General features: G+C 69.9%; 17 protein-coding genes. 9 read left to right on the forward strand and 8 right to left on the reverse strand.

Annotated elements, in window-relative coordinates:
* Positions 1-219: 219 nt before the first annotated feature.
* Complete coding sequence (locus ACWGJB_RS27535) at positions 220-1,725, forward strand: GMC family oxidoreductase (protein WP_453382870.1); 1,506 nt, start codon at positions 220-222, stop codon at positions 1,723-1,725.
* A gap of 401 nt (positions 1,726-2,126) precedes the next feature.
* Here the strand turns inward: ACWGJB_RS27535 and ACWGJB_RS27540 are convergent, their stop codons facing one another.
* Positions 2,127-2,972 carry a helix-turn-helix domain-containing protein gene (locus tag ACWGJB_RS27540; RefSeq protein WP_453382765.1) on the reverse strand — a complete coding sequence of 282 codons (846 nt, stop codon included), beginning with the start codon at positions 2,970-2,972 and terminating at the stop codon, positions 2,127-2,129.
* A gap of 641 nt (positions 2,973-3,613) precedes the next feature.
* Between ACWGJB_RS27540 and ACWGJB_RS27545 the strand changes: the two genes are divergently transcribed.
* Positions 3,614-4,348 carry a hypothetical protein gene (locus ACWGJB_RS27545; RefSeq protein WP_453382766.1) on the forward strand — a complete coding sequence of 245 codons (735 nt, stop codon included), beginning with the start codon at positions 3,614-3,616 and terminating at the stop codon, positions 4,346-4,348.
* Positions 4,349-4,446: 98 nt separating this feature from the next.
* On the opposite strand, the gene ACWGJB_RS27550 is transcribed toward ACWGJB_RS27545, so the two are convergent.
* Positions 4,447-5,640: an ABC transporter substrate-binding protein gene (locus tag ACWGJB_RS27550; RefSeq protein ID WP_453382767.1), complete on the reverse strand. Its 1,194-nt coding sequence runs from the start codon at positions 5,638-5,640 to the stop codon at positions 4,447-4,449.
* 234 nt (positions 5,641-5,874) lie between these two features.
* A complete protein-coding gene (locus tag ACWGJB_RS27555) occupies positions 5,875-7,314 on the reverse strand; it encodes a gamma-aminobutyraldehyde dehydrogenase (protein ID WP_453382768.1) in 1,440 nt (479 codons plus the stop codon).
* 165 nt (positions 7,315-7,479) lie between these two features.
* Here ACWGJB_RS27555 and ACWGJB_RS27560 point away from each other — a divergent pair, with 165 nt between their 5' ends.
* The 7 genes from ACWGJB_RS27560 (at position 7,480) to ACWGJB_RS27590 (ending at position 14,324) form a co-directional block, all read left to right on the forward strand.
* On the forward strand, positions 7,480-7,998 hold the full coding sequence (locus ACWGJB_RS27560; RefSeq protein WP_351712472.1) for an Lrp/AsnC family transcriptional regulator: 519 nt from the start codon (positions 7,480-7,482) through the stop codon (positions 7,996-7,998).
* Complete coding sequence (locus ACWGJB_RS27565; RefSeq protein WP_360484969.1) at positions 7,983-9,365, forward strand: aspartate aminotransferase family protein; 1,383 nt, start codon at positions 7,983-7,985, stop codon at positions 9,363-9,365. Before ACWGJB_RS27560 ends, ACWGJB_RS27565 begins: the two co-directional genes overlap by 16 nt.
* A gap of 191 nt (positions 9,366-9,556) precedes the next feature.
* Entirely contained in the window at positions 9,557-10,297 is a 741-nt protein-coding gene (locus ACWGJB_RS27570) for an ABC transporter ATP-binding protein (RefSeq protein WP_453382769.1), read from the forward strand.
* Positions 10,279-11,724 carry a hypothetical protein gene (locus ACWGJB_RS27575; protein WP_453382770.1) on the forward strand — a complete coding sequence of 482 codons (1,446 nt, stop codon included), beginning with the start codon at positions 10,279-10,281 and terminating at the stop codon, positions 11,722-11,724. The genes ACWGJB_RS27570 and ACWGJB_RS27575 overlap by 19 nt, the downstream gene beginning before the upstream one ends.
* A 107-nt stretch (positions 11,725-11,831) precedes the next feature.
* Positions 11,832-12,239 carry a VOC family protein gene (locus tag ACWGJB_RS27580; RefSeq protein ID WP_453382771.1) on the forward strand — a complete coding sequence of 136 codons (408 nt, stop codon included), beginning with the start codon at positions 11,832-11,834 and terminating at the stop codon, positions 12,237-12,239.
* Positions 12,240-12,323: 84 nt separating this feature from the next.
* The gene (locus tag ACWGJB_RS27585; protein ID WP_453382772.1) at positions 12,324-13,454 is read left to right on the forward strand and encodes an LOG family protein; all 1,131 of its coding nucleotides are present in this window, start codon (positions 12,324-12,326) and stop codon (positions 13,452-13,454) included.
* Positions 13,455-13,592: 138 nt separating this feature from the next.
* Positions 13,593-14,324 (forward strand): LAETG motif-containing sortase-dependent surface protein, encoded by a 732-nt coding sequence (locus ACWGJB_RS27590; RefSeq protein WP_453382773.1) that lies wholly within the window; start codon positions 13,593-13,595, stop codon positions 14,322-14,324.
* A gap of 77 nt (positions 14,325-14,401) precedes the next feature.
* Here the strand turns inward: ACWGJB_RS27590 and ACWGJB_RS27595 are convergent, their stop codons facing one another.
* The 5 genes from ACWGJB_RS27595 to ACWGJB_RS27615 all read right to left on the reverse strand — a co-directional run bounded on the left by ACWGJB_RS27595 (position 14,402) and on the right by ACWGJB_RS27615 (position 20,895).
* The gene (locus ACWGJB_RS27595; protein WP_453382774.1) at positions 14,402-15,424 is read right to left on the reverse strand and encodes an ABC transporter ATP-binding protein; all 1,023 of its coding nucleotides are present in this window, start codon (positions 15,422-15,424) and stop codon (positions 14,402-14,404) included.
* Positions 15,424-17,022, reverse strand: a complete 1,599-nt coding sequence (locus ACWGJB_RS27600; protein ID WP_453382871.1) for an ABC transporter permease — start codon at positions 17,020-17,022, stop codon at positions 15,424-15,426. The genes ACWGJB_RS27595 and ACWGJB_RS27600 overlap by 1 nt, the downstream gene beginning before the upstream one ends.
* A gap of 50 nt (positions 17,023-17,072) precedes the next feature.
* Positions 17,073-18,143 carry a thiamine ABC transporter substrate-binding protein gene (locus ACWGJB_RS27605; RefSeq protein WP_453382775.1) on the reverse strand — a complete coding sequence of 357 codons (1,071 nt, stop codon included), beginning with the start codon at positions 18,141-18,143 and terminating at the stop codon, positions 17,073-17,075.
* A gap of 304 nt (positions 18,144-18,447) precedes the next feature.
* The gene (rlmN, locus tag ACWGJB_RS27610) at positions 18,448-19,554 is read right to left on the reverse strand and encodes a 23S rRNA (adenine(2503)-C(2))-methyltransferase RlmN (RefSeq protein WP_453382776.1); all 1,107 of its coding nucleotides are present in this window, start codon (positions 19,552-19,554) and stop codon (positions 18,448-18,450) included.
* A 99-nt stretch (positions 19,555-19,653) separates the two neighbouring features.
* Complete coding sequence (locus tag ACWGJB_RS27615) at positions 19,654-20,895, reverse strand: cytochrome P450 (RefSeq protein ID WP_453382777.1); 1,242 nt, start codon at positions 20,893-20,895, stop codon at positions 19,654-19,656.
* Between the last annotated feature and the right edge of the window lie 202 nt (positions 20,896-21,097).

Consider the following 21,097-nt stretch of genomic DNA (forward strand, 5'->3'; position numbering starts at 1 on the left):
GTGCGGCACTGGAGCCCGATCGCTGCTGATCAGCCGGTTCCACGCCTTCTGCGCGCCGAGCCCGGACGCGGCTGGGTGACCCACAGGGCTGACGCGAAGACGACCATCCTGACTTTTAGGCCCCTTTAATACATAAGCCTAATCAGCTCCTTGATCGTCGAGGAGTTGATTTCTGAAATCCGGTGGTCGGACAAGGCCGCCGTGGAAAGCGGAGACATGATGGGCAAGAGTCCTTATGACTATGTCGTGGTGGGAGCAGGGACAGCGGGATGCGTGATTGCCTCCCGGCTTTCGGAACGCCCCGGCGTGCGGGTGTTGCTGCTGGAGGCCGGAGCCCGGGACGCAACCGAGACGATGGCATCTCCTTGGGGCTTCCTGGGGTTCGACCCGTCATCCCTCTGGCTGGGCGCCTCGACCGTGCAGGCCGGTACAGGCAGGGCCGCTGACGTGCTGCGCGGCAAAGCGCTCGGCGGATCGTCGAGCATCAACGGCCTCTACCACCTGCGGGGGCACCGCTCCGGTTACGACGAATGGCCCGGCCTCGGTGCTCCCGGCTGGGGTTTCGACGATCTGCTGACCTATTTCCGCCGCAGCGAGAGCACTCGCAGCCGTAATGCCTCCGTGCGGGGCACGGACGGGCCGGTCGTGGTCGCCCCGGTCCCGGAACCCCATCCCCTGGCCACGGCGGGCGTCGACGCCGCGGTGGAGGCTGGGTTCGCACGCGCCGATGACATCGGCGGCGGCCTGGAGACCGGGTTCGGGTGGAGTGACATGAATCTGCCCGGCGGCGTCCGGCAGAGCGCGGCCGACGCCTACATCCGTCCGTTCCTCGACCGGCCGAACCTGGACGTCGTCACGGACGCGACCGTGCAGCGGCTGCGCACCACCGCGGGCCGCTGCACCGGCGTCGAGTACACCATTGGTGGCGAGCACCTGTCCGTCGACGGCGCCGAGGTGGTACTGACCGCGGGGGCCATCGGTTCCGCACACCTCCTGATGCTGTCAGGGATCGGCCCGGCACAACACCTTGAGGAACACGGCATCGACGTCGTCGCCGACCTGCCGGGAGTGGGCTCCCATCTGCAGGACCATCCGATGGCGGGCGTGGTGTACGAGGCCATCCAGCCCGTACCGTTCGTTCCTGCCAACCCGCCGGCCGAAATGATGGGCCTGCTGTACAGCGACCCCGCCGCGGCCCGGCCGGACCTTCAGGTCTACATCGTCGCCGCACCGCTCCCGTCGGCATGGGGCCAGCCGCCGGCCAACGGCTACTCCATCGCTTTCTCCGCGATGGCTCCGCACAGCAGCGGCACCGTGCGCCTGGCGGACGCCGATCCCGGCAGCGCTCCCGTCGTCGACCCCGGCTACCTGAGCGACGACCGGGACCTGGAGGTCATGCGCAAGGGCCTGGCCCTGGCACGCCGCATCGGGGAGGCGGACGCGTTCGCCGACTGGCGCAAGCAGGAAGCGGTGCCGGGCTCCGGGACGAGCGGCGAATCCGTGGACGAGTTCATCCGCAAGGCCACCGGCCCCTACTTCCACTTCACCGGCACCTGCCGCATGGGAACCGACGCCGATGCGGTCGTCGACCCTGCGAACCTTCGCGTACACGGAATATCCGGACTGCGGGTCGCCGATGCCTCGGTGATGCCGTCCATACCCTCGGCCAACACCAACGCGACCGTCTACGCCATCGCCGAACGGGCCGCCGAACTGATCGACTGAGCCTTCTTCAGCGCCCACGGCGCTTCCACAACGCGCTCATCCCCGACGCCTGGACCGCCGGCAGCTGGTCGGAGTCTTCGACCACCTGCCGGCATCCTGCTTGCCGAACTCAAGACGGCCGGCGAACTCGACAGGTCCAGGACCTGTGTGGACGGCCGCCACATACGCGCGAAAGAGGGGGAGCTGACGCCGGTCCGCCGTCGGTCGGCCAGCGGAAGTCGGGCGCCGAGTTCCTGAAACGACCGAGGGCCCTGCGGGCACCGCCGGCGAGGTCACCCAGACCCGCGCCCTCATTCGACAACATCCCGCCGCGGTCACATGCCCAGGCCGCCCACAGCGCCGCCCTGCCTTGCTTGGGACACGAGTAGGCGGCATCCGCTGAACTGCGGTCGTACCTTTGGTCACGCGCTTTCGGTCGGCCCGTGGCCCGGCGGGTGCCGGTTCGGCGAGAGCGAGGCTGCTCCGGTCGAACGGGCGTACTCGGTGGGAGTCTGGCCGTAGTGCTTCTTGAAGGTCCGGGTGAAGTGGCTGCTGTCCGCGAAGTGCCAGTGTGCGGCGAGTTCCGAGATACTCAGGCGACCTGACGGCGCGGTGAGGGCGAGCCGGGCCTCGTGCAGTCGCCGGTGGCGGATGTACGCGGTCACCTGCTCTCCCACCGCGGCGAATGCCCGGTGCAGCGTACGGACGGAGACGTTGAGTTCACGCGCAAGCATTGCAGGAGAGAGTTCGGGATCAGCGAGCCGACGGTCCGCGAGGTCCTTGGCTGCCTGGGTGAGCGCGGGAGCCAGCCGGGGTTCTACGTCGTCGAACCGGCCCTTCGCCACCGCCTTGGCCAGCTCGATCAAGGCGCCGTGGGCGGCTTCCACACCGGCCGGGCCGAGGTCGGCCACAGTTGTCTGGATCATCCCCGTGAAGGCCGTCAGTAGGCGTATCTCGGCCGAGTCCGCCGACCCGGTGATGACACGGTTCCCGAGCAGGGGTTTGAGCTCGCCGGGGGGCAGGACGAAGAATTTCGCCGTGAGGCGCGCCGTCGTCTCGAAAGCCGACAGGCGCCCGACGTGTCGGACGAGGAACTGCCCGGCCGATACGGTCTGCTCGCCGCGACCGGGCGGGCCGCCCAGAGTCCATGCGCCGCGCTGCACTACATACATTGCCACCAGATCCTGATCGCCGCCCGGGGCGTCCGCGGTCCTGGTTGCCGACGCGGCGTGAAGGTCGGCGATCGCCGCGCCGTGCACCTTGGCCACGCGGCCCTTGACCCGGAAGTCACCGACCGTGTCCGGGCTGAAGGCCGGCAGTTGGAAGACATCGTCGCCGACCTGCGTCTCCCACCCGAGCCGAAAGGCGTCGTGTCCCCGCGGTGCGGCGGCCGGGGCGGTCGAGTCCACTGAGAACACCCCGCGCGCGCCGTCGACCTCCGCTCCAGCACTGTTCGTCACTCTCCGATCCCCTCACCTTGTTGTTTCAACGCCATCCTGTGGTGCTCGTGTTCCGTACGGGCGTCGCCGTGGTTCATGTGGGCGCTGTGCCGATCTTCCTATAGACGGCCCGCAGGGCAGCGGTCGAGGGGCAGGGCTGATGCGTTCTCAGCTTGACTCTGTCGGGGATCTTGGAGTTTCGCGATGCGGCAGCATGGGCAACGGGCATGCTCGGGTAGTTCCGATGACCGATGCAGCTGTCGAGGTCCCCGTTGTCCCTCCGCCCACGTTCCGGTGAGCAGGTCCCGCCTCTGACTGCGCAGGTCGCGCGGGCGAGCAACCCGGGCGGCATGACGGCGATATGGGTGAGAGACCGGCTGGACGGGCTGTGGCACGACGAGGACTTCGCCGACTGGTACCCGCGTGACGGGCGTCCGGGTCTGTAGCCCGCCCAACTGGCCACCGTCTGTGTGCTGCAGTTCCTGCTCGGTCTGTCGGACCGGCAGGCAGCCGAGGCGGTCCGCTGCCGCATCGACTTCGAGTACGCGATGGCTTGGAGGGCCGCGGCGGGCAACCGGAGGGCTACTGCCACCGGCAGCTGGTCGACGCGGTGCCCTACCTGGTGGGCGGGCGGCATCACCTGGCGGACTATGCCCGCGGACTTCCTCGCGTGGGACCGTGTCTACGCCTTCTTCCGGCGTTGGCGGGACAAGGGCCTGACCGCCGAGTTCCACGACCGGCTGCCCGACCAGGTCCGCGAGGCTGCAGTGAGGGCCCCACTGCGTAGCGGTGGGGAGGCGGGGCTGTCAGGCCCCAGGGCCATTGTTCGTGTCATGACCTCAGTCAAGGATCCAGAAGATTTTGTGGGCGTCACGGACACCATTGACGCCTTGTTACGGCAATGCGTGGATCACATCAACCGCAATCGCGACATGTGCACGCTCAAAGCAGAATGGTTCGCCTACATAGGGGAGTTGACGCTAGAGGGGGAGGTTACCTGGTTCGGGATGGGTCGCGGCGGCTGGTATCACGATGGACTGCCCACAGGACTGCGCAAGGCTCCGGTATATGCGGGCTTCTACTGGTGCCGGGAGGACGACAAGCCTCCGACCTCGAAGTCGTACCCCAGGCTGTCCGATGCCACCTGGGGGTGCCGTATCCGCGGGCCCGATCAGACGCCGCCCGAGCTGCGTGCATCGAGGTGATGCGCCGCCACCTCGGAGAACGGTCGTGATCTTGGTGCCAACTATCTCTCTTTTGTGCCAACTAAAAATCCTCGTCACAAACCGGATGCCGGCCCGGGCTACAACCCCACGATCGCGTTCCACCGCTTCGCGAAGGCCACGCGTTCCGTCGACGTGATGTCGCGGGCGATGGCCAGGCGCCTGCGCATCGCCGTGTTCGGGAAGATCAGGGAGTTCTCGGCGAGGGCCGCGGTGTCCTTGTCCTTGGAGGCGGCGAGGACCTGCTGGGCCGCCGGGACGGGGCAGACGTAGTTGACCCAGGCGGCCAGTTCGGCGGCCACCTCCGGCTCGTAGTAGTAGTCGACGAGACGTTCCGCGTTGGTCTTGTGGTCGGCGCGGTCCGGGATCATCAGGGAGTCCGACCACAGCTCCGCGCCCTCCTCCGGGACGAGGAAGCGGATGTCGGGGTTGTCGGCCTGGAGCTGGATGACGTCTCCGGAGTACGCCTGGCAGGCCAGGACGTCACCGCTGACAAGGTCCTTGGTGTAGTCGTTGCCGGTGAAGCGGCGGATCTGGCCGCGGGCGACCTGCTTCTCCACCTCGTCGCAGACGTCGTAGAAGTCGTCGGCCGTCCACTTGGTGATGTCCACGCCGTTGCCCTGCATCAGCAGCGCGAACGCCTCGTCGAGGCCGGAGAGCAGGGTCACCCGGCCCTTGAGGTCGCTCGCCCACAGGTCCTTGACGTGCCGGATCTCGCGGCCCAGCTTCCGGCGGTTGTACGCGATGCCGGTGATGCCCGACTGCCACGGCACCGTGTACAGGCGGCCCGGGTCGAAGGCGGGCGAGCGGAGCAGCGGATCCAGGTACTTCGCCACGTTCGGCTGGTGGGCGCGGTCCATCTTCTGGACCCAGCCCAGGCGGACGAAGCGCGCGCACATCCAGTCGCTTATGACGATCAGGTCCCGGCCGGTGGACTGGTGGTTCATCAGCGCCGGGCTGATCTTGCCGAAGAACTCGTCGTTGTCGTTGATCTCCTCGATGTAGTCGACGGAGATCCCGGTCTGCTTCTCGAAGGCGTCGAGGGTGGGCCGCTTGTTCGGGTTGTCGTCGTCGACGTCGATGTACAGCGGCCAGTTCGCGAAGACCAGCTTGTGGTCCTGGGCGGACAGGTCGGTCACCGTGCGGTCGCCGGCCTTGACGTAGGCGGCGGGCACCCCGCAGCCGGCCAGCGCGCCGAACGCGGCGGTGCCGCCGAGCGCGCGCAGCAGGGAGCGACGGGACAGCTCGTGCGTTCGAGAAGGATTCTGGGGCACACCAGAAGCATGTCCCGCCTCCCTGTGGCCAGGCAATCGACGCTGCGTCGAGCCCCCTGACACGGACCGGACACCTTGTCGATGACCTAGGTCAACACGGCGTTACGCGCCCGGTCACCGGGGGGCCTTCCCAACCCCGGGCAGCGCAACCCACCTAAAGGGGCGCGGGGAACTGCGCGACCAGCCCCCACGCCCCTGCAGCCACAGCCACAGCCACAGCCACAGCCGAAAGAATCAGCTCTCCAGCGACGTCATCACATGCTTGATCCGCGTGTAGTCGTCGAACCCGTACGCTGACAGGTCCTTGCCGTACCCGGACTTCTTGAACCCGCCGTGCGGCATCTCCGCGACCAGCGGAATGTGCGTGTTGATCCACACGCAGCCGAAGTCCAGCTTCTTGGACATCCGCATCGCCCGCCCGTGGTCCTTGGTCCACACGGAAGACGCCAGCGCGTACTCGACACCGTTGGCCCACTCGGTGGCCTGGTCCTCGTCGGTGAAGGACTGGACGGTGATGACCGGTCCGAAGACCTCGTTCTGGATGATCTCGTCGTCCTGCTTGAGCCCGGAGACGACGGTCGGGGCGTAGAAGTAGCCCTTGTCGCCGACCCGCTGCCCGCCGGCCTCGACCTTGGCGTGGGCGGGGAGCCGCTCGATGAAGCCGGAGACCTGCTTCAGCTGGTTCGGGTTGTTCAACGGCCCGAACAGCACGTCCTCGTCGTCCGGCTGGCCCGTCTTCGTCTCGGCCGCGGCCTTCGCGAGCGCGGCGACGAACTCGTCGTGGATGGACTCCTGGACGAGGACGCGGGTGGCGGCCGTACAGTCCTGGCCGGCGTTGAAGAAGCCGGCGACGGAGATGTCCTCGACGGCCTTGGCGATGTCCGTGTCCTCGAAGACGACGACCGGCGCCTTGCCGCCCAGCTCCAGGTGGACCCGCTTGAGGTCCTTGGACGCGGACTCGGCGACCTGCATGCCGGCGCGCACGGAGCCGGTGATGGAGGCCATCGCCGGAGTCGGGTGCTCGACCATCAGACGGCCGGTGTCGCGGTCGCCGGTGACGACGTTGAAGACACCCTTGGGGAGGATGCCGCCGATGATCTCGGCCATCAGGACGGTCGACGCCGGGGTGGTGTCGGACGGCTTCAGCACGACCGTGTTGCCCGCGGCGAGCGCCGGGGCGAACTTCCACACGGCCATCATCATCGGGTAGTTCCACGGCGCGACCTGCGCGCAGACGCCGACCGGCTCGCGGCGGACGATGGAGGTCATCCCCTCCATGTACTCGCCGGCCGACCGGCCCTCCAGCATCCGCGCCGCGCCCGCGAAGAAGCGGATCTGGTCGACCATCGGCGGGATCTCCTCGGAGCGGGTGAGCCCGATGGGCTTGCCCGTGTTCTCCACCTCGGCCGCGATGAGGTCCTCGGCGCGCTCCTCGAACGCGTCGGCGATCTTCAGGAGGTGCTTCTGGCGCTCGGCGGGCGTGGTGTCCCGCCACGCCGGGAAGGCCGCGGCGGCGGCCGCCATGGCCGCGTCGACGTCCGCCGCCCCGGACAGCGGCGCCGTCGCGTACGCCTCGCCCGTCGCCGGATTGACCACCTCCGTGGTCCGTCCGTCGGCGGCGTCCCGGAACTCACCGTCGATGTAATTGCGCAGACGACGCAGCTCGGTGCTCACTGCCGGCCCTCCAAGTTCGGGTGTCCATTGACTGAGACACCCACAGTAATCCGAGATCCCACGTTTTCAACACCCCCACGGCCGTCGCGTCTGCGAAATCCGCAATACTGGGTACCTCAAACAACGAATTTCATCGATGCGGCCTTGCGGAACCGTCGAGACGTCGTGCACAGTGAGGTCGTGGCCAGTCGAAGCGCAGACCAGAGGGACTCGTCCCGCGAGTCCAGGAACGGCACCCCCCAGTTGGACGCCGTTTCCCTCGCCATCATCCAGCAGCTCCAGGAGGACGGCCGTCGGCCGTACGCCGCGATCGGCAAGGCCGTCGGCCTGTCGGAGGCGGCCGTGCGCCAGCGCGTCCAGAAGCTGCTGGACCAGGGCGTGATGCAGATCGTCGCCGTCACGGACCCGCTCACCGTGGGCTTCCGCCGGCAGGCGATGGTCGGCGTCAACGTCGAGGGCGATGTCGAGTCGATCGCGGACGCGCTGACCGCCATGTCGGAAGTCGAGTACGTGGTGATGACCGCGGGCTCGTTCGACATCCTCGCGGAGATCGTCTGCGAGGACGACGACCACCTGCTGGACGTCATCAACAAACGCATCCGGTCACTGCCCGGAGTGCGCTCCACCGAAAGCTTCGTCTACCTGAAGCTGAAGAAGCAGACCTACATGTGGGGAACCCGATAACCGTGAGCCAGAAGGACCTCAGCAAGACCGCGTACGACCACCTGTGGATGCACTTCACCCGCATGTCCTCGTACGAGAACTCGCCCGTCCCGACCATCGTCCGGGGCGAGGGCACCTACATCTACGACGACAAGGGCAAGCGCTACCTCGACGGTCTCGCGGGCCTGTTCGTGGTCCAGGCCGGTCACGGCCGCGTCGAACTCGCCGAGGCGGCCTTCAAGCAGGCCCAGGAGCTGGCGTTCTTCCCGGTGTGGTCGTACGCCCACCCGAAGGCCGTCGAGCTGGCGGAACGCCTGGCCGACTACGCCCCCGGCGACCTGAACAAGGTCTTCTTCACCACCGGCGGCGGCGAGGCCGTGGAGACCGCCTGGAAGCTCGCCAAGCAGTACTTCAAGCTCAAGGGCAAGCCGACCAAGTACAAGGTCATCTCCCGCGCGGTCGCCTACCACGGCACCCCGCAGGGCGCCCTGTCCATCACCGGCCTGCCGGCCCTGAAGGCGCCGTTCGAGCCCCTCGTCCCGGGCGCGCACAAGGTGCCGAACACCAACATCTACCGCGCGCCGCTCTTCGGCGACGACCCGGAGGCCTTCGGCCGCTGGGCCGCCGACCAGATCGAGCAGCAGATCCTCTTCGAGGGCCCCGACACCGTCGCCGCGGTCTTCCTGGAGCCCGTGCAGAACGCGGGCGGCTGCTTCCCGCCCCCGCCCGGCTACTTCCAGCGGGTCCGTGAGATCTGCGACCAGTACGACGTGCTGCTCGTCTCCGACGAGGTCATCTGCGCCTTCGGCCGCCTCGGCACGATGTTCGCCTGTGACAAGTTCGGCTACGTCCCGGACATGATCACCTGCGCCAAGGGCATGACCTCGGGCTACTCCCCGATCGGCGCCTGCATCATCTCCGACAAGCTCGCCGAGCCGTTCTACAAGGGCGACAACACCTTCCTGCACGGCTACACCTTCGGCGGCCACCCGGTGTCGGCGGCGGTCGGCCTCGCCAACCTCGACCTGTTCGAGCGCGAGGGCATCAACCAGCACGTGCTCGACAACGAGGGCGCGTTCCTGTCCACCCTGCAGAAGCTGCACGACCTGCCGATCGTCGGCGACGTCCGCGGCAACGGCTTCTTCTACGGCATCGAGCTGGTCAAGGACAAGGCCACGAAGGAGTCCTTCAACGACGAGGAGACCGAGCGCGTCCTGTACGGCTTCCTCTCCAAGGCCCTGTTCGACAACGGCCTGTACTGCCGTGCCGACGACCGCGGCGACCCGGTCGTCCAGCTCGCCCCACCGCTGATCTCCAACCAGGAGACCTTCGACGAGATCGAGCAGATCCTGCGCGCCACGCTGACGGAGGCGTGGACGAAGCTCTGATCATCAGATCAGCGGTCTGATCGCGGCCCCGGTGCCGTCCGTTCGAGTGAGAACGGCGGCCCGGGGCCGTGTGCTGTCCGGGCTCGGCCCCCCTACCTGCCTAGCGTGCACGTGACCGATCGGCCCAGCCTTCGTTCCCCCGGACGGGGGATCGGACGCGCGAAAACGGATCAGAACCGAGGTGTACGCCCATGGAGGCCCCGCCGGACAACGACGTGCTGTGGGCACGCTCCCTGCACTTCTGCCACCAGGACGGCTCGCCCGGGGTCACCGGTGTCTCGCTCGGCGTGCGGGAGGGCGAGATCCTCGCCGTCAGCGGGCCGCGCGGCAGCGGCAAGACCACGCTGCTGAGGTGCCTGTCCGGTCTGGTCCCGGTGCAGCACGGCGAGGTCTGGTTCAACAGCACCGCCGTACACCGGATGGGCCCGCTCACCCGCGAACGGCTCCGCCGCGACCGCTTCGGCTGGATCGACCCGGCCCCGGCGCTGGTCCCCGAGCTGAACGTCTGGGAGAACACCGCGCTGCCCCTGATGCTGCGCGGCACCGGCCGCCGCCGGGCCAAGGTGGCCGCGCTGGAGTGGCTGGAGCGCCTCGACGTCGGCGACAAGGCCCGCAGCCACCCGGCGGAGCTCCGTCAGGCCGAACGCCAGCGCGTCTGCATCGCGCGCGCCCTGGCGCCCTCGCCCACGGTCCTCTTCGCGGACGAGCCGACGGCACCGCTGCACCGCGCCGACCGCGCCCATGTGCTGCGCACCCTCACCACGGCGGCCCGCTCGCACGGCATCACAGTCGTCCTCGCCACGCACGACGCGGAGACGGCGGCCGTAGCCGACCGCAGCGTCTCGCTCCTGGACGGGCGCCGGGTGAACACGGTCCACCTGCCGCCGGTCCCCGACGCGGAGGGCCGGGCCGAGTGCTCGCTCTCCGTCTGACCCGCGCCGCTCGCCCGGCCGTCCACCTGCGCCGCCTCCTGGTGGCCACGGCGGCCGCCGGCACGGGCTTCCTGCTGCTGTCCGCCCTCGGCTACGCGATGGTCCACCCGACCCACTCGACGGCCGCGCTGCTGCGCCTGTCGTGGTGCGCGATCCCGCTGGCCGCCACGGTGTACCTGGCGATCGCGGTGGCCCGCACCGACCCCGGCACCAAACCGCGCCCGGGCCTGTCCGCCCTGGGCCTGGGCCCGGGCCGGCTGATGGCCATCGCCGCCCTCAACACGGCCCTGGCCTGCACCCTGGGCTCGCTGCTGGCCCTGCTGGTCTTCCTCCACCTGCGCGGCGACCTCACGGGCATGCCCTTCGACGGCGCGGCGAAGGACTTCCTGGCGGCGAACAGGTCCCTGCCCGTCCCGGCGGCCCTGACCCTCCTGGCCGTGCTCCCGGTGCTCGCGTCCACGGCGGTGGCGGTGACCCTCCGGCCGAGGGACCTGCCGGGCCCGGCGGGCCGGGCACGGGTGTACGGCCGTTTCGGGGCCCACGGGAGATCAGCAGAGCGCGAAACCTTCGGCACCTACGGCCGCTTCGGAGCCCGGTTCTTCCGCGCTCCCACCAGCAGCCCCCAGCCCGCGGCCGGCACCCGACCGCTTCAGCACGCGGGCAGCCGTGCCGCCGGGGCGGCACGGGCGGGCGCCCAGGGCACCCCCTCTGACGGAGGCACCCCGCAAACGCCGGGGAGCGACGGCCCGCCCGCCCCGGCCACGGGGGACGGCGCGCAAGAAGCCCCGGACCACGTACCCGGCCTCCCGGCCCTCGGCACCGCTCCCACCGGCCTCCCCTGGGGCATCGCCGTGTTCGCGGCGGGTCTCGCCGTGGAGTCCTACGCCGGCGCCACCGAAGCCACCCCCCGGACCAGCCTCCCCGGCGGCCTGGCCGTGGGCCCCGTCGGCGTCCTCGCCGGGTGGACCCTCACCGCCCTGGGCCTGATCCTCGCCGCCCCCGGCCTCACCCACCTCTGCGGCCGCCTCCTCCAGACCGCCCGCCCCGGCGCCCTCCGCCTCCTGGCCGGCCGCGGCCTGATGGCCGAGTCCACCCGTATCGGCCGCCCCCTCGGTGTCGTCTGCGCGGTGGCGTCCGCGGCCCTCGCGGCCCGCACGCTCTACGACGACGGCGACGCCCTCGTCCCCGGCCCGCTCACCACCCTCGGCGGTGTCGTGGTCGCCGGCTGCGCGCTGGCCACTCTCCTGACCGCGGCCGTGGAGGCCCGCCAGTCCCGTGCCGACACCACCGAGGCCCTGCTCCGCCTGGGCGCCCCGGCCACCGTGCTGCGCAGCGCCGCGGCCCTGCGCAGCGGTGCCCTGCTGGCCCTCTTCACCCCCCTCACCCTGCTCGTCGCCGACCTGGCCGCGCTGCCGCTGGTCCGCTGAGACGCCCCAGGGACATCGCGACGGAGGAATCCGGACCCACCGATGACTTTCGCACCTCCCTTCGGTCTATCCCCCCGAACGGCACGACACCCGAGGGAGAGGTCCCCATGTACCAGCAGATGATCTTCGTGAACCTGGCCACCAACGACGTCGCCGCGTCGCGGAAGTTCTTCACGGAGCTCGGCTACTCGATCAACCCGCAGTTCAGCACCGACGACTGCACCTGTGTCGTGATCAGCGACACGATCATCGCGATGCTCCTCGGCAAGCAGCGCTACGCCGACTTCACGAAGAAGGAGATCGCCGACTCGACGAAGACCAGCGAGGTGCTGATCTGTCTGAGCGCGGAGAGCCGCGAGAAGGTCGACGAGCTGGTGGAGAAGGCGGTCGCGGCCGGCGGCACGGCGAACGACGACGTCCAGGACCAGGGCTTCATGTACGGCCGCTCCTTCGAGGACCTCGACGGCCACAGCTGGGAGGTCGTGTGGATGGACCCGGCGGCGGTCCAGGGCTGACCGGCCCGGCCCCACCCGCTCCTTCCCCACGAACGCCCGCGAATCCCTCTGAATCCTTACGAACAGCTGTGCCAGCATGGGCGGGTGCATCCGACACCCGCCCAGCCGCAGCCCCACCGTGCCGCCCGCGACCGTGAGATCGAGTCCCTCGCCGAGTTCGACGAGGTCGTCGCAGCGCACCGCACGCTCGCCCAGTACCGCGTCCAGGCCGTCGACCTGACGGACCGTACGGACGTCCTGCTCACCACCGACGCCGCCGGCGCCGTCTTCCTCGGCTGCCCGATGTCGGCCGAGGCGGCCGCCCGGGTCCGCGCCTCGGGTGCCCTGGTGTTCCCGCCCGTCCCCGACCTCCCCTTCGACCCCTATCGCGCCTTCGTCTACACGCCCGACGAACTGTTCGACGCGCTCGGCGAGGGCTACGGGGCGACCCGGGACGCCCGTGCGTACGCCTGGTTCCAGCAGACCAAGGCGGACGGCGACATATTCGCCTCGATGCTCCGCTCCATCCATGACGACGCGGTCTCCGACGCGCTCGACGAACTCCTCGCCGGCTCCCGGGTGGTGGGCGTCATGGGCGGGCACGCGATGGCGCGCGGTACGCAGGAGTACGCGGGCGCCGCCCGGCTCGGCCGGGACCTGGCGCGCGCCGGCTTCACGGTGGCGACCGGCGGCGGCCCGGGCGCGATGGAGGCGGCGAACCTGGGCGCGTACGCGGCGCCCTTCGACGACGGGATGCTGGAGGAGGCGCTGGGGCTCCTCGCCAAGGCGCCGTCGTTCCGGCCGTCGATCACCGACTGGGCGCGGGCGGCCTTCGAGGTCCGCGAGCGCTGGCCGGACGGCGGCCCCTCGGTCGGCATCCCCACCTGGTTCTACGGCCACGAGCCGCCGAACGCCTTCGCCGCGCACATCGCCAAGTACTTCGCCAACGCCACCCGCGAGGACGGCCTGCTGGCCCGCTCCAACGCCGGTGTGGTGTTCCTGCCGGGCGCCGCCGGGACCGTACAGGAGATCTTCGACAACGCGACGCCCAACTACTACGAGTCGCGGGGCGAGCCGACCCCGATGGTGCTCGTGGACGAGGCGCACTGGAGCGAGCGGCTGCCGGCTTGGCAGCTGCTGACCTCGCTTGCCCGGGAGCGGTCGATGGCGTCCCGTATCGCCCTGGTTGACCGGATCGAGCACGCTCCCGAGGCGCTGAAACGTCTCGGCAGTTAACAAGCAGGTAAAGTCAACGCCCGTGGGCCGCATATGCATTGACACTACTTACGGCGCACTTATAGACCTGTGAGCCTCTTGGGGTTGCTGATGCCTCACCTCGCGTTGCGTCAACTCCCCCGCAAGCCCCCCGCAGTTATGCACTCATTAAGGACAAACGTGTCCATATCCCGCCGCAGTGCACGTCGTTCCGTGCGCATCCTGGGTGTTGCCTCCGCGTCCGCAGCGCTGGCCCTGGGCGTTTCCAGCAGCGCCTTCGCGTGCAACATCTCCGAGTTCTCCGCCGAAGCCACCTGCGACGGCTCCAACGGTGTCATCACGGTCACCGACCAGGACGCCTCGGGTACTCCGGCCACCATCAGCGTCTTCCTCGAGAGCAACGGAGCCGACGCGAAGCAGGTCGGCGACTCGCAGTCCGTCAAGGGCTCCAAGGGAGGTACGAAGGTCACCTTCTCCGAGGACTGGGCGCCCAACGCGACGTACCGCGTCCGCGTCAAGGTCGACAGCGGTAGCATCCACATCGACAGGGACATCACGCCCAACCTGACGACCCCGTCGACCGCCTGCAAGTCCGACGAGAGCTCCAGCCCGTCCCCGTCGGAGTCGGCCACCCCGGCGCCCTCGGAGTCCGCGTCCACCCCGGCCGAGTCGGACTCCCCGACCCCGTCGGCCACGGAGAGCAGCAGCACCGCCCCGGCGTCCACGTCGAGCAACGCCCCGTCCCCGGCGGTCGGTGAGTCGAACCTCGCCGAGACCGGTGCCAACTCCAACACCGGTCTGATCGCCGGCGTCGCGGGCGCGCTGGTCGTGGTCGGCGGCGGCGCCGTGTGGTTCGGCATGCGCCGTCGTGGGGCGAACAGCGGAAGCTGACGCACCCGTCGTAGTACACCGTCGAGGCCCGTCCCCGTATCCCCGGGGGGCGGGCCTCGGCCATGTCCGTCGGGACATCAGTCCAGTACGACGGTCTCCGCCGCGTCGAACTCGACGCCCACCGTGTCCCCGGCCGCCGGCGCCTCCCGCAGCGCGCAGGCCGCCTCCAGCCGGGGGCCGTCCTGGGGCTGGAGGTGGACGGTGACATGGGTGCCCTGGAAGGTGCGGGCGGTCACCGTGCAGGGCAGCCCCGCGTCGGCGGCGACAATTCGTACGCCCGCGGGTCGCACCAGCAGCGTCCGCGCACCCTGACCCGATCCCTCGGGCACCGGCAGCTTCCCCCAGGGCGTCACCGCGGCCGAGCCCTCGACGGTCGCCGGGACCACGTTGCCGAAGCCGAGGAAGCGTGCCACGAACTCGTCGGCCGGCCGCTGCCAGACATCGAGGGGGGTGCCGGACTGGGCGATCCGTCCGTCCCGCATCACCACCACCCGGTCGGCCAGCGCGAATGCCTCGCCCTGGTCGTGGGTGACCGCGAGCACGGTCGTGCCCAACCGCCCGAACAGTTCCCGCAGTTCGACCACCAGCCGCTCCCGCAGCGAGCGGTCGAGCTGTCCCAGCGGTTCGTCGAGCATCAGCAGCCGGGGCCGGGGCGCCAGCGCCCGCGCGAGCGCGACCCGCTGCTGCTCACCACCGGAGAGCCCGGCCACCGCCCGCCCCACGGCCCCCGGCAGCCCGACCAGCTCCAGCAACTCGGCGACCCGATCGGCCTGTTGCCCCCTACCGGCGCCACGCATCCGGAGCCCGAAGGCCACGTTCCCGCCCACGTCCCGCTGCGGGAACAGCTGATGATCCTGGAACATCAGCCCGACCCCGCGCTGATGGGCCGGCACCCGAACCTGGTCCTGCCCGTCGAGCAACACCCGCCCCGCGTCCGTCGGTTGCAGCCCCGCCACCACCCGCAGCAGCGTCGACTTGCCGCTCCCGCTCGGCCCGAGCACGCACACCACCTCGTGCTCGGCGACCTGGAGGTCCACGGCGTCGAGCACGGTCCGTCCGCCGAACCGCACGGTGGCCTGCTCCAGTTCGAGAAGCGGCATCAGAACTCCCCCGTCCGGTCGGTCCGCAGTCGCTCCAGCACCAGCAGCGCCACCGCGCACACCACCATCAGAATCGTGGAAAGGGCCATCGCCTGGCCGTAGTTGAGGTCACCGGGGCGGGACAGCAACCGCGCCACGGCCACCGGCAGCGTCGGGTTGTCCGGCCGGGCGATGAACACCGTGGCCCCGAACTCCCCCAGCGACACCGCGAAGGCGAAGCCCGCCGCGACCAGCAACGCCCGTCGCACCATCGGCAGATCGACCTCCCGCCACACCCGCCACGGCGAGGCCCCGAGCACGGCCGCCGCCTCCCGCAGGCGTTCGTCCACGGCACGCAGCACGGGCAGCATGGTCCGTACGACGAACGGCACCCCGACCAGCGCCTGCGCGAGCGGCACCAGGATCCAGGACTGCCGCAGATCCAGCGGCGGCTTGTCGAGCGCGATCAGGAACCCGAAGCCGACGGTCACCGCGGACACCCCGAGCGGCAGCATCAGCAGCGCGTCGAAGCCCCGCACCAGGCGCCCCGCGTCCCGCCGGGCCAGTGCGGCGGCGGCCAGCCCGCCGATCACCAGGGCGATGGCGGTGGCGGCGACGGCGTAGTCGAGCGAATTGGCCATCGACTGGATGGGCGCGACCAGGAAGGTGCCCCCGTCGGCGTCACCCAGCGCCCGGTAGTAGCCGAACCCCCCGTCGAGCGACCGCCGTACCAGCACGGCCAGCGGCAGCACGAGGAGCACGGCAATGGTGGCGAGGACCGCGCCGAGCAGCGCCCACTGCCCGGCGCCGCGCGGCCGGCGTGCCGTCACCGACGGATCCACCAGCCGCAGCGCACTCTCCCGCCGCCGTACCGTCCATGCGTGCACGGCGAGGATCGCGCCGACCGCGACGAACTGCACGATCGTGAGGACGGCGGCCGTGGAGAGGTCGAAGATCTCGGAGGTCTGCCGGTAGATCTCCACTTCGAGGGTGGAGAAGGTCGGCCCGCCGAGGATCTGGACCACGCCGAAGGAGGTGAAGGTGAACAGGAAGACCATCAGCGCGGCGGCGGCCACGGCGGGCGCCAGCGCGGGCAGGGTGACCTTCCGCCAGGCGCCCAGCGGCGAGACGCCGAGCATCCGCGCGGCCTCCTCCTGCCGTGGGTCCAGTTGCGCCCACAGGCCGCCCACGGTCCGTACGACGACCGCGTAGTTGAAGAAGACATGCGCGAGCAGGATGGCCCAGACGGTGGTGTCCAGCCGTACGCCCCACAGCTCGTCCAGCAGTCCGCCGCGGCCGACCAGCGCCAGGAACGCCGTACCGACCACCACCGTCGGCAGCACGAAGGGCACCGTCACCACGGCCCGCAGCACCTGCTTGCCCGGGAAGTCCAGGCGGGCGAAGACATAGGCGGCCGGCAGCGCGACCAGCAGGGTGAGCGCGGTGGAGGCGAGCGCCTGCCAGGTGGTGAACCACAGGACGTGCCGGATGTCGGACTGGCCGACGACGTCGGCGATCCGCCCGAACCGCCACACCCCGTCGGCCTTCAGCCCGCGCGTGACGATCGCCGCGACCGGCCAGGCGAAGAAGACGGCGAAGAACGCGACGGGCACGGCCATCAGGCCGAGCCGCGCCACGCTCCCGCGCCCGCCGGCTGCTTGAGTACGAGCTACTTGAGTACGAGTGAGGTCCACGTCTTGACCCACTGGTCACGGTTGGCGGCGATCTTGTCGGGCGCCATGGTCTCGGGGTCCTTCGCGGCGGGACCGTACTTCGTGAACTCGGCGGGCACGCTCGCTCCCTCGACCACCGGATACACGAACATGTTCAACGGCATGTCCTCCTGGAACTCCTTGGAGACCAGGAAGTCGATGAGCGCCTTGCCGCCCTGGGTGTTCCGGGCGTTGCTCAGCAGCCCGGCGAACTCGATCTGCCGGAAGCAGGTGCCGGTCGCGACGCCGGTGGGCGCGGTGCCGGGCTTCGGGTCGGCGTAGATGACCTCGGCGGGCGGGGAGGAGGCGTACGACACCACGAGCGGCCGGTCGCCCTTCGCCTTCTTGCCGCCGGCCGAGCCGGAGAACTCCTCGTTGTAGGCCTGCTCCCAGCCGTCGACGACCTTGACGCCGTTGTCCTTGAGCTTCTTCCAGTAGCCCTGCCAGCCGGCGTCGCCGTACTGAGCGGCACTCCCGAGCAGGAATCCCAGACCCGGCGAGGAGGTGGCCGCGTTCTCGGTGACGAGGAGGTTCTTGTACTGCGGCTTGACGAGATCCGCGTAGGACGTGGGCGGTGTCAGCTTGTGCTTGCTGAAGTAGGCCTTGTCGTAGTTGACGCAGATGTCGCCGTAGTCGATGGGCGTGACCCGGTGCTTGCCCGCATCGAGCTGGTAGTCCGTGCCGACCCGGTCGAGGCCCTTGGCCTGGTACGGCTGGAAGAGGCCGTTGTCGAGAGCACGGGAGAGCAGGGTGTTGTCGACACCGAAGAAGACGTCGCCCTGCGGGTTGTCCTTGGTCAGGATCGCCTTGTTGACGGCCTGGCCGGCGTCGCCGTCCTTGAGGACCTTGACCTGGTAGCCGGACTGCTTCTCGAAGTCCTGGAGCACGTTCTTGGAGACGGCCCATGAGTCGTGGCTGACCAGGGTGACGGTCTTGGAGTCCGCTGCGGAGTCGCCGGACGACCCGCACGCGGACAGCGTGACGAGACCGAGCCCGACGGCCGCGGCCAAGAAGGTCTTGGTGTGCACTGGTGTTTTCCTCCTGGGGTGGACCAGGAAGAGACGCGGCCCCACCCGGTGGAACCACCCGGGCAGGGCACAACAGCTTGAGTGATGACCGAACTTCCTACCCAGAATGACCTGGGCGAGGTTCAGAGGGTCTGCGGCCCGGTTGCCGCACTCTCAGCGCTGTGGCGCTCCCCTGTCGGAATATGAAGATGTCGATATGAAGATGTCAGTGTACGAAGGTATCGACGTACGAAGGTACCGACGTAGGACGATGACGACGTAAGACGATGTCGGCGTACGACGATATGGCTGTACGGCCCTCAGATTACCGCTCGGTGGCCGCGAGCTGACCGCACGCTCCGTCGATCTCCTGTCCGCGGGTGTCCCGGACGGTGACGGGCACACCGTGCGCGGCGATCGCCTCGACGAACGCCTTCTCGTCCTCGGGCCGCGAGGCGGTCCACTTCGAGCCCGGCGTCGGGTTCAGCGGGATGAGGTTCACATGCACGGGCTTGCCCTTGAGCAGGCGGCCCAGCCGGTCGCCCCGCCACGCCTGGTCGTTGATGTCGCGGATGAGGGCGTACTCGATCGACAACCGCCGCCCGCTCTTCTCCACGTACTCGAACCCGGCGTCGAGAACCTCGCGCACCTTCCACCGCGTGTTCACGGGGACGAGGGTGTCGCGCAGCTCGTCGTCGGGGGCGTGCAGGGAGATCGCGAGCCGGCACTTGAGGCCCTCGTCGGCGAGCCGGTGGATGGCCGGTACGAGCCCGACCGTCGACACGGTGATCCCGCGCTGCGACAGACCCAGCCCGTCCGGGGCCGGGTCGGTCAGCGCACGGATCGCGGTGACGACCCGCTTGTAGTTGGCGAGGGGCTCGCCCATGCCCATGAAGACGATGTTGGAGAGCCGCGCCGGACCGCCGGGCACCTCCCCGTCCCTGAGCGCCCGCATCCCGTCCACGATCTGGTGGACGATCTCCGCGGTGGACAGGTTCCGGTCCAGGCCCGCCTGCCCGGTCGCGCAGAACGGGCAGTTCATCCCGCACCCCGCCTGTGAGCTGATGCACATGGTCACCCGGTCCGGGTAGCGCATCAGCACGGACTCGACGAGCGTGCCGTCGAAGAGCCGCCACAGCGTCTTGCGGGTGGTGCCCTCGTCCGTCGACAGATGCCGGACGACGGTCATCAGCTCGGGGAACAGCGCGTCCCGCAGCCGGTCCCGGGAGCCGGCCGGGATGTCCGTCCACTGCTCGGGGTCGTGCGCGTACCGCGCGAAGTAGTGCTGCGAGAGCTGCTTGGCACGGAACGGCTTCTCACCGATCTCGGCAACCGCGTCCTTGCGCTCGGCAGGCGTGAGATCGGCAAGATGCCGCGGCGGCTTGTTGGCTCCGCGCGGCGCGACAAAAGTAAGTTCTCCGGGCTTAGGCATGGCCTTACCAGTGTCGCAGATCCAATCGGGTGACCTGCGACCGTCACTCCGGACGGCCGTCGGCGGTTGCGGACCCTCGATATCGCAAGCGGCGCTGCGTCACCACGTCACGGGCAGGGTGCGCGGTCCGCGGATCAGCCCCTGGCGCTGGAACTCGACCTCCTCGGCAGGCACGGCCAGCCGGATGCCGGGGAAGCGGGTGAGGACCGAGCCGATCATGATCTCGGCCTCCATACGGGCCATGATCGCGGCCATACAGTGGTGCGGACCGTGCCCGAAGGCCAGGTGAGGGCCGTCGGTGCGGTCGAAGTCCAGCTCGTCGGGGTCGGTGAAGACCGCGGGGTCGCGGTTGGCGGCGACGTACGCGTTGTAGATGACCTCACCGGCCCGGATCAGCTGGCCGCCGACCTCGACGTCCTCGACGGCGACCCGCGGAATGCCGACGCCGTTGCGGTGCGGGACGTAGCGGAAGAGTTCGTCCACGGCCCTCGGGAGCAGCTCCGGCTCGCGGCGCAGCCGCTCCAGATGGCGAGGGTGGGTGAGCAGCGCGTACATCATCGAGCCGCTGTTGTTGCGGACCGCGTGGCCGCCGCTGACCTGGATGGCGGTGGCCAGGGAGATCGCCTCGTCGTCGGTGATCTCACCGGACTCGGTGGCCAGTGCCAGCACTCCGGCGAGGTCCTCGCGGGGCTCCTCGCGGCGGTGCTGGAGCAGCTCGGAGATCCGGGCCCGGGTGGTCCGGGCGGCATCCTTGGCACGCTCCTCTGAATCGGGCCCGGCGGACAGCAGGGCCTCGCCGGTCGCCGCCCAGCGGTGCCAGTCCTTCTCGTCGACGCCGAGGAAGTCCCGGATCACGGCGATCGGGAACGGGCCGTGGAGATGCTCCATGAGGTCGGCCGGCGACCCGGCGGCCGCCATCACGTCGAGCAGTTCGGCGGCCCGGCGCTCGGCCATCGGCCGCAGCCGCTGCATGGCCCGCCCGGTGAAGGCGCGGGCGACGACCCGGCGCAGCCGGTTGTGCCGGGGCGGGTCGATGTACTGCAGGCCCGCCGTCTGCGAGGCCACGGGCTCCGGGCGCATGCTGGTGACGTCGCGGCCTACGACCTGTTCCCGGGAGAAACGGGGGTCGGAGGTGACGAAGCGGCAGTCCTCGTAGCGGGTGATCAGCCAGGCGTGCCCCTCGCCGTGCGGGAGTTTGATCCGGGTGACCGGCTCGTCGTGCAGCATCTCGTCGAGGAACGGGTCGGGGTCGAGGGCGGGCAGATCGCCGACGGGCCAGAACCGCACCGGAGGAGGGGAGGTCTGGGGCGGGGTGGAGGCCGGGGCCGGGTCGAGGGGCATGGGCACACTCCTGCGCGTCGGAGACACAGCGTCCTCACAGGGAGTCTGCCTCCCACCGGACTGACCATGCGATTTCTGCTGCGTCATCCGGGGCCGACAAGCCGTGGGGGGGGGGGGGGAGGGCGCGCGCGGGGCGGGCGCGCGACTACGCTGGAGATGCGAGCTCTGCCAGGGGCGCGCGCCCGAGAGGCGCGGGCGCCGA

Source organism: Streptomyces sp. NPDC054813, from assembly GCF_053611365.1.

What these genes read in the sequence shown, in the direction of transcription:
- ACWGJB_RS27535 (WP_453382870.1), top strand. Translation starts at nt 220, where the DNA reads ATGGGCAAGAGTCCTTATGACTATGTCGTGGTGGGAGCAGGGACAGCG.
- ACWGJB_RS27600 (WP_453382871.1), bottom strand. Translation starts at nt 17,022, where the DNA reads ATGGCCGTGCCCGTCGCGTTCTTCGCCGTCTTCTTCGCCTGGCCGGTC.
- ACWGJB_RS27590 (WP_453382773.1), top strand. Translation starts at nt 13,593, where the DNA reads ATGCACTCATTAAGGACAAACGTGTCCATATCCCGCCGCAGTGCACGT.
- rlmN (WP_453382776.1), bottom strand. Translation starts at nt 19,554, where the DNA reads ATGCCTAAGCCCGGAGAACTTACTTTTGTCGCGCCGCGCGGAGCCAAC.
- ACWGJB_RS27580 (WP_453382771.1), top strand. Translation starts at nt 11,832, where the DNA reads ATGTACCAGCAGATGATCTTCGTGAACCTGGCCACCAACGACGTCGCC.
- ACWGJB_RS27570 (WP_453382769.1), top strand. Translation starts at nt 9,557, where the DNA reads ATGGAGGCCCCGCCGGACAACGACGTGCTGTGGGCACGCTCCCTGCAC.
- ACWGJB_RS27595 (WP_453382774.1), bottom strand. Translation starts at nt 15,424, where the DNA reads ATGCCGCTTCTCGAACTGGAGCAGGCCACCGTGCGGTTCGGCGGACGG.
- ACWGJB_RS27615 (WP_453382777.1), bottom strand. Translation starts at nt 20,895, where the DNA reads ATGCCCCTCGACCCGGCCCCGGCCTCCACCCCGCCCCAGACCTCCCCT.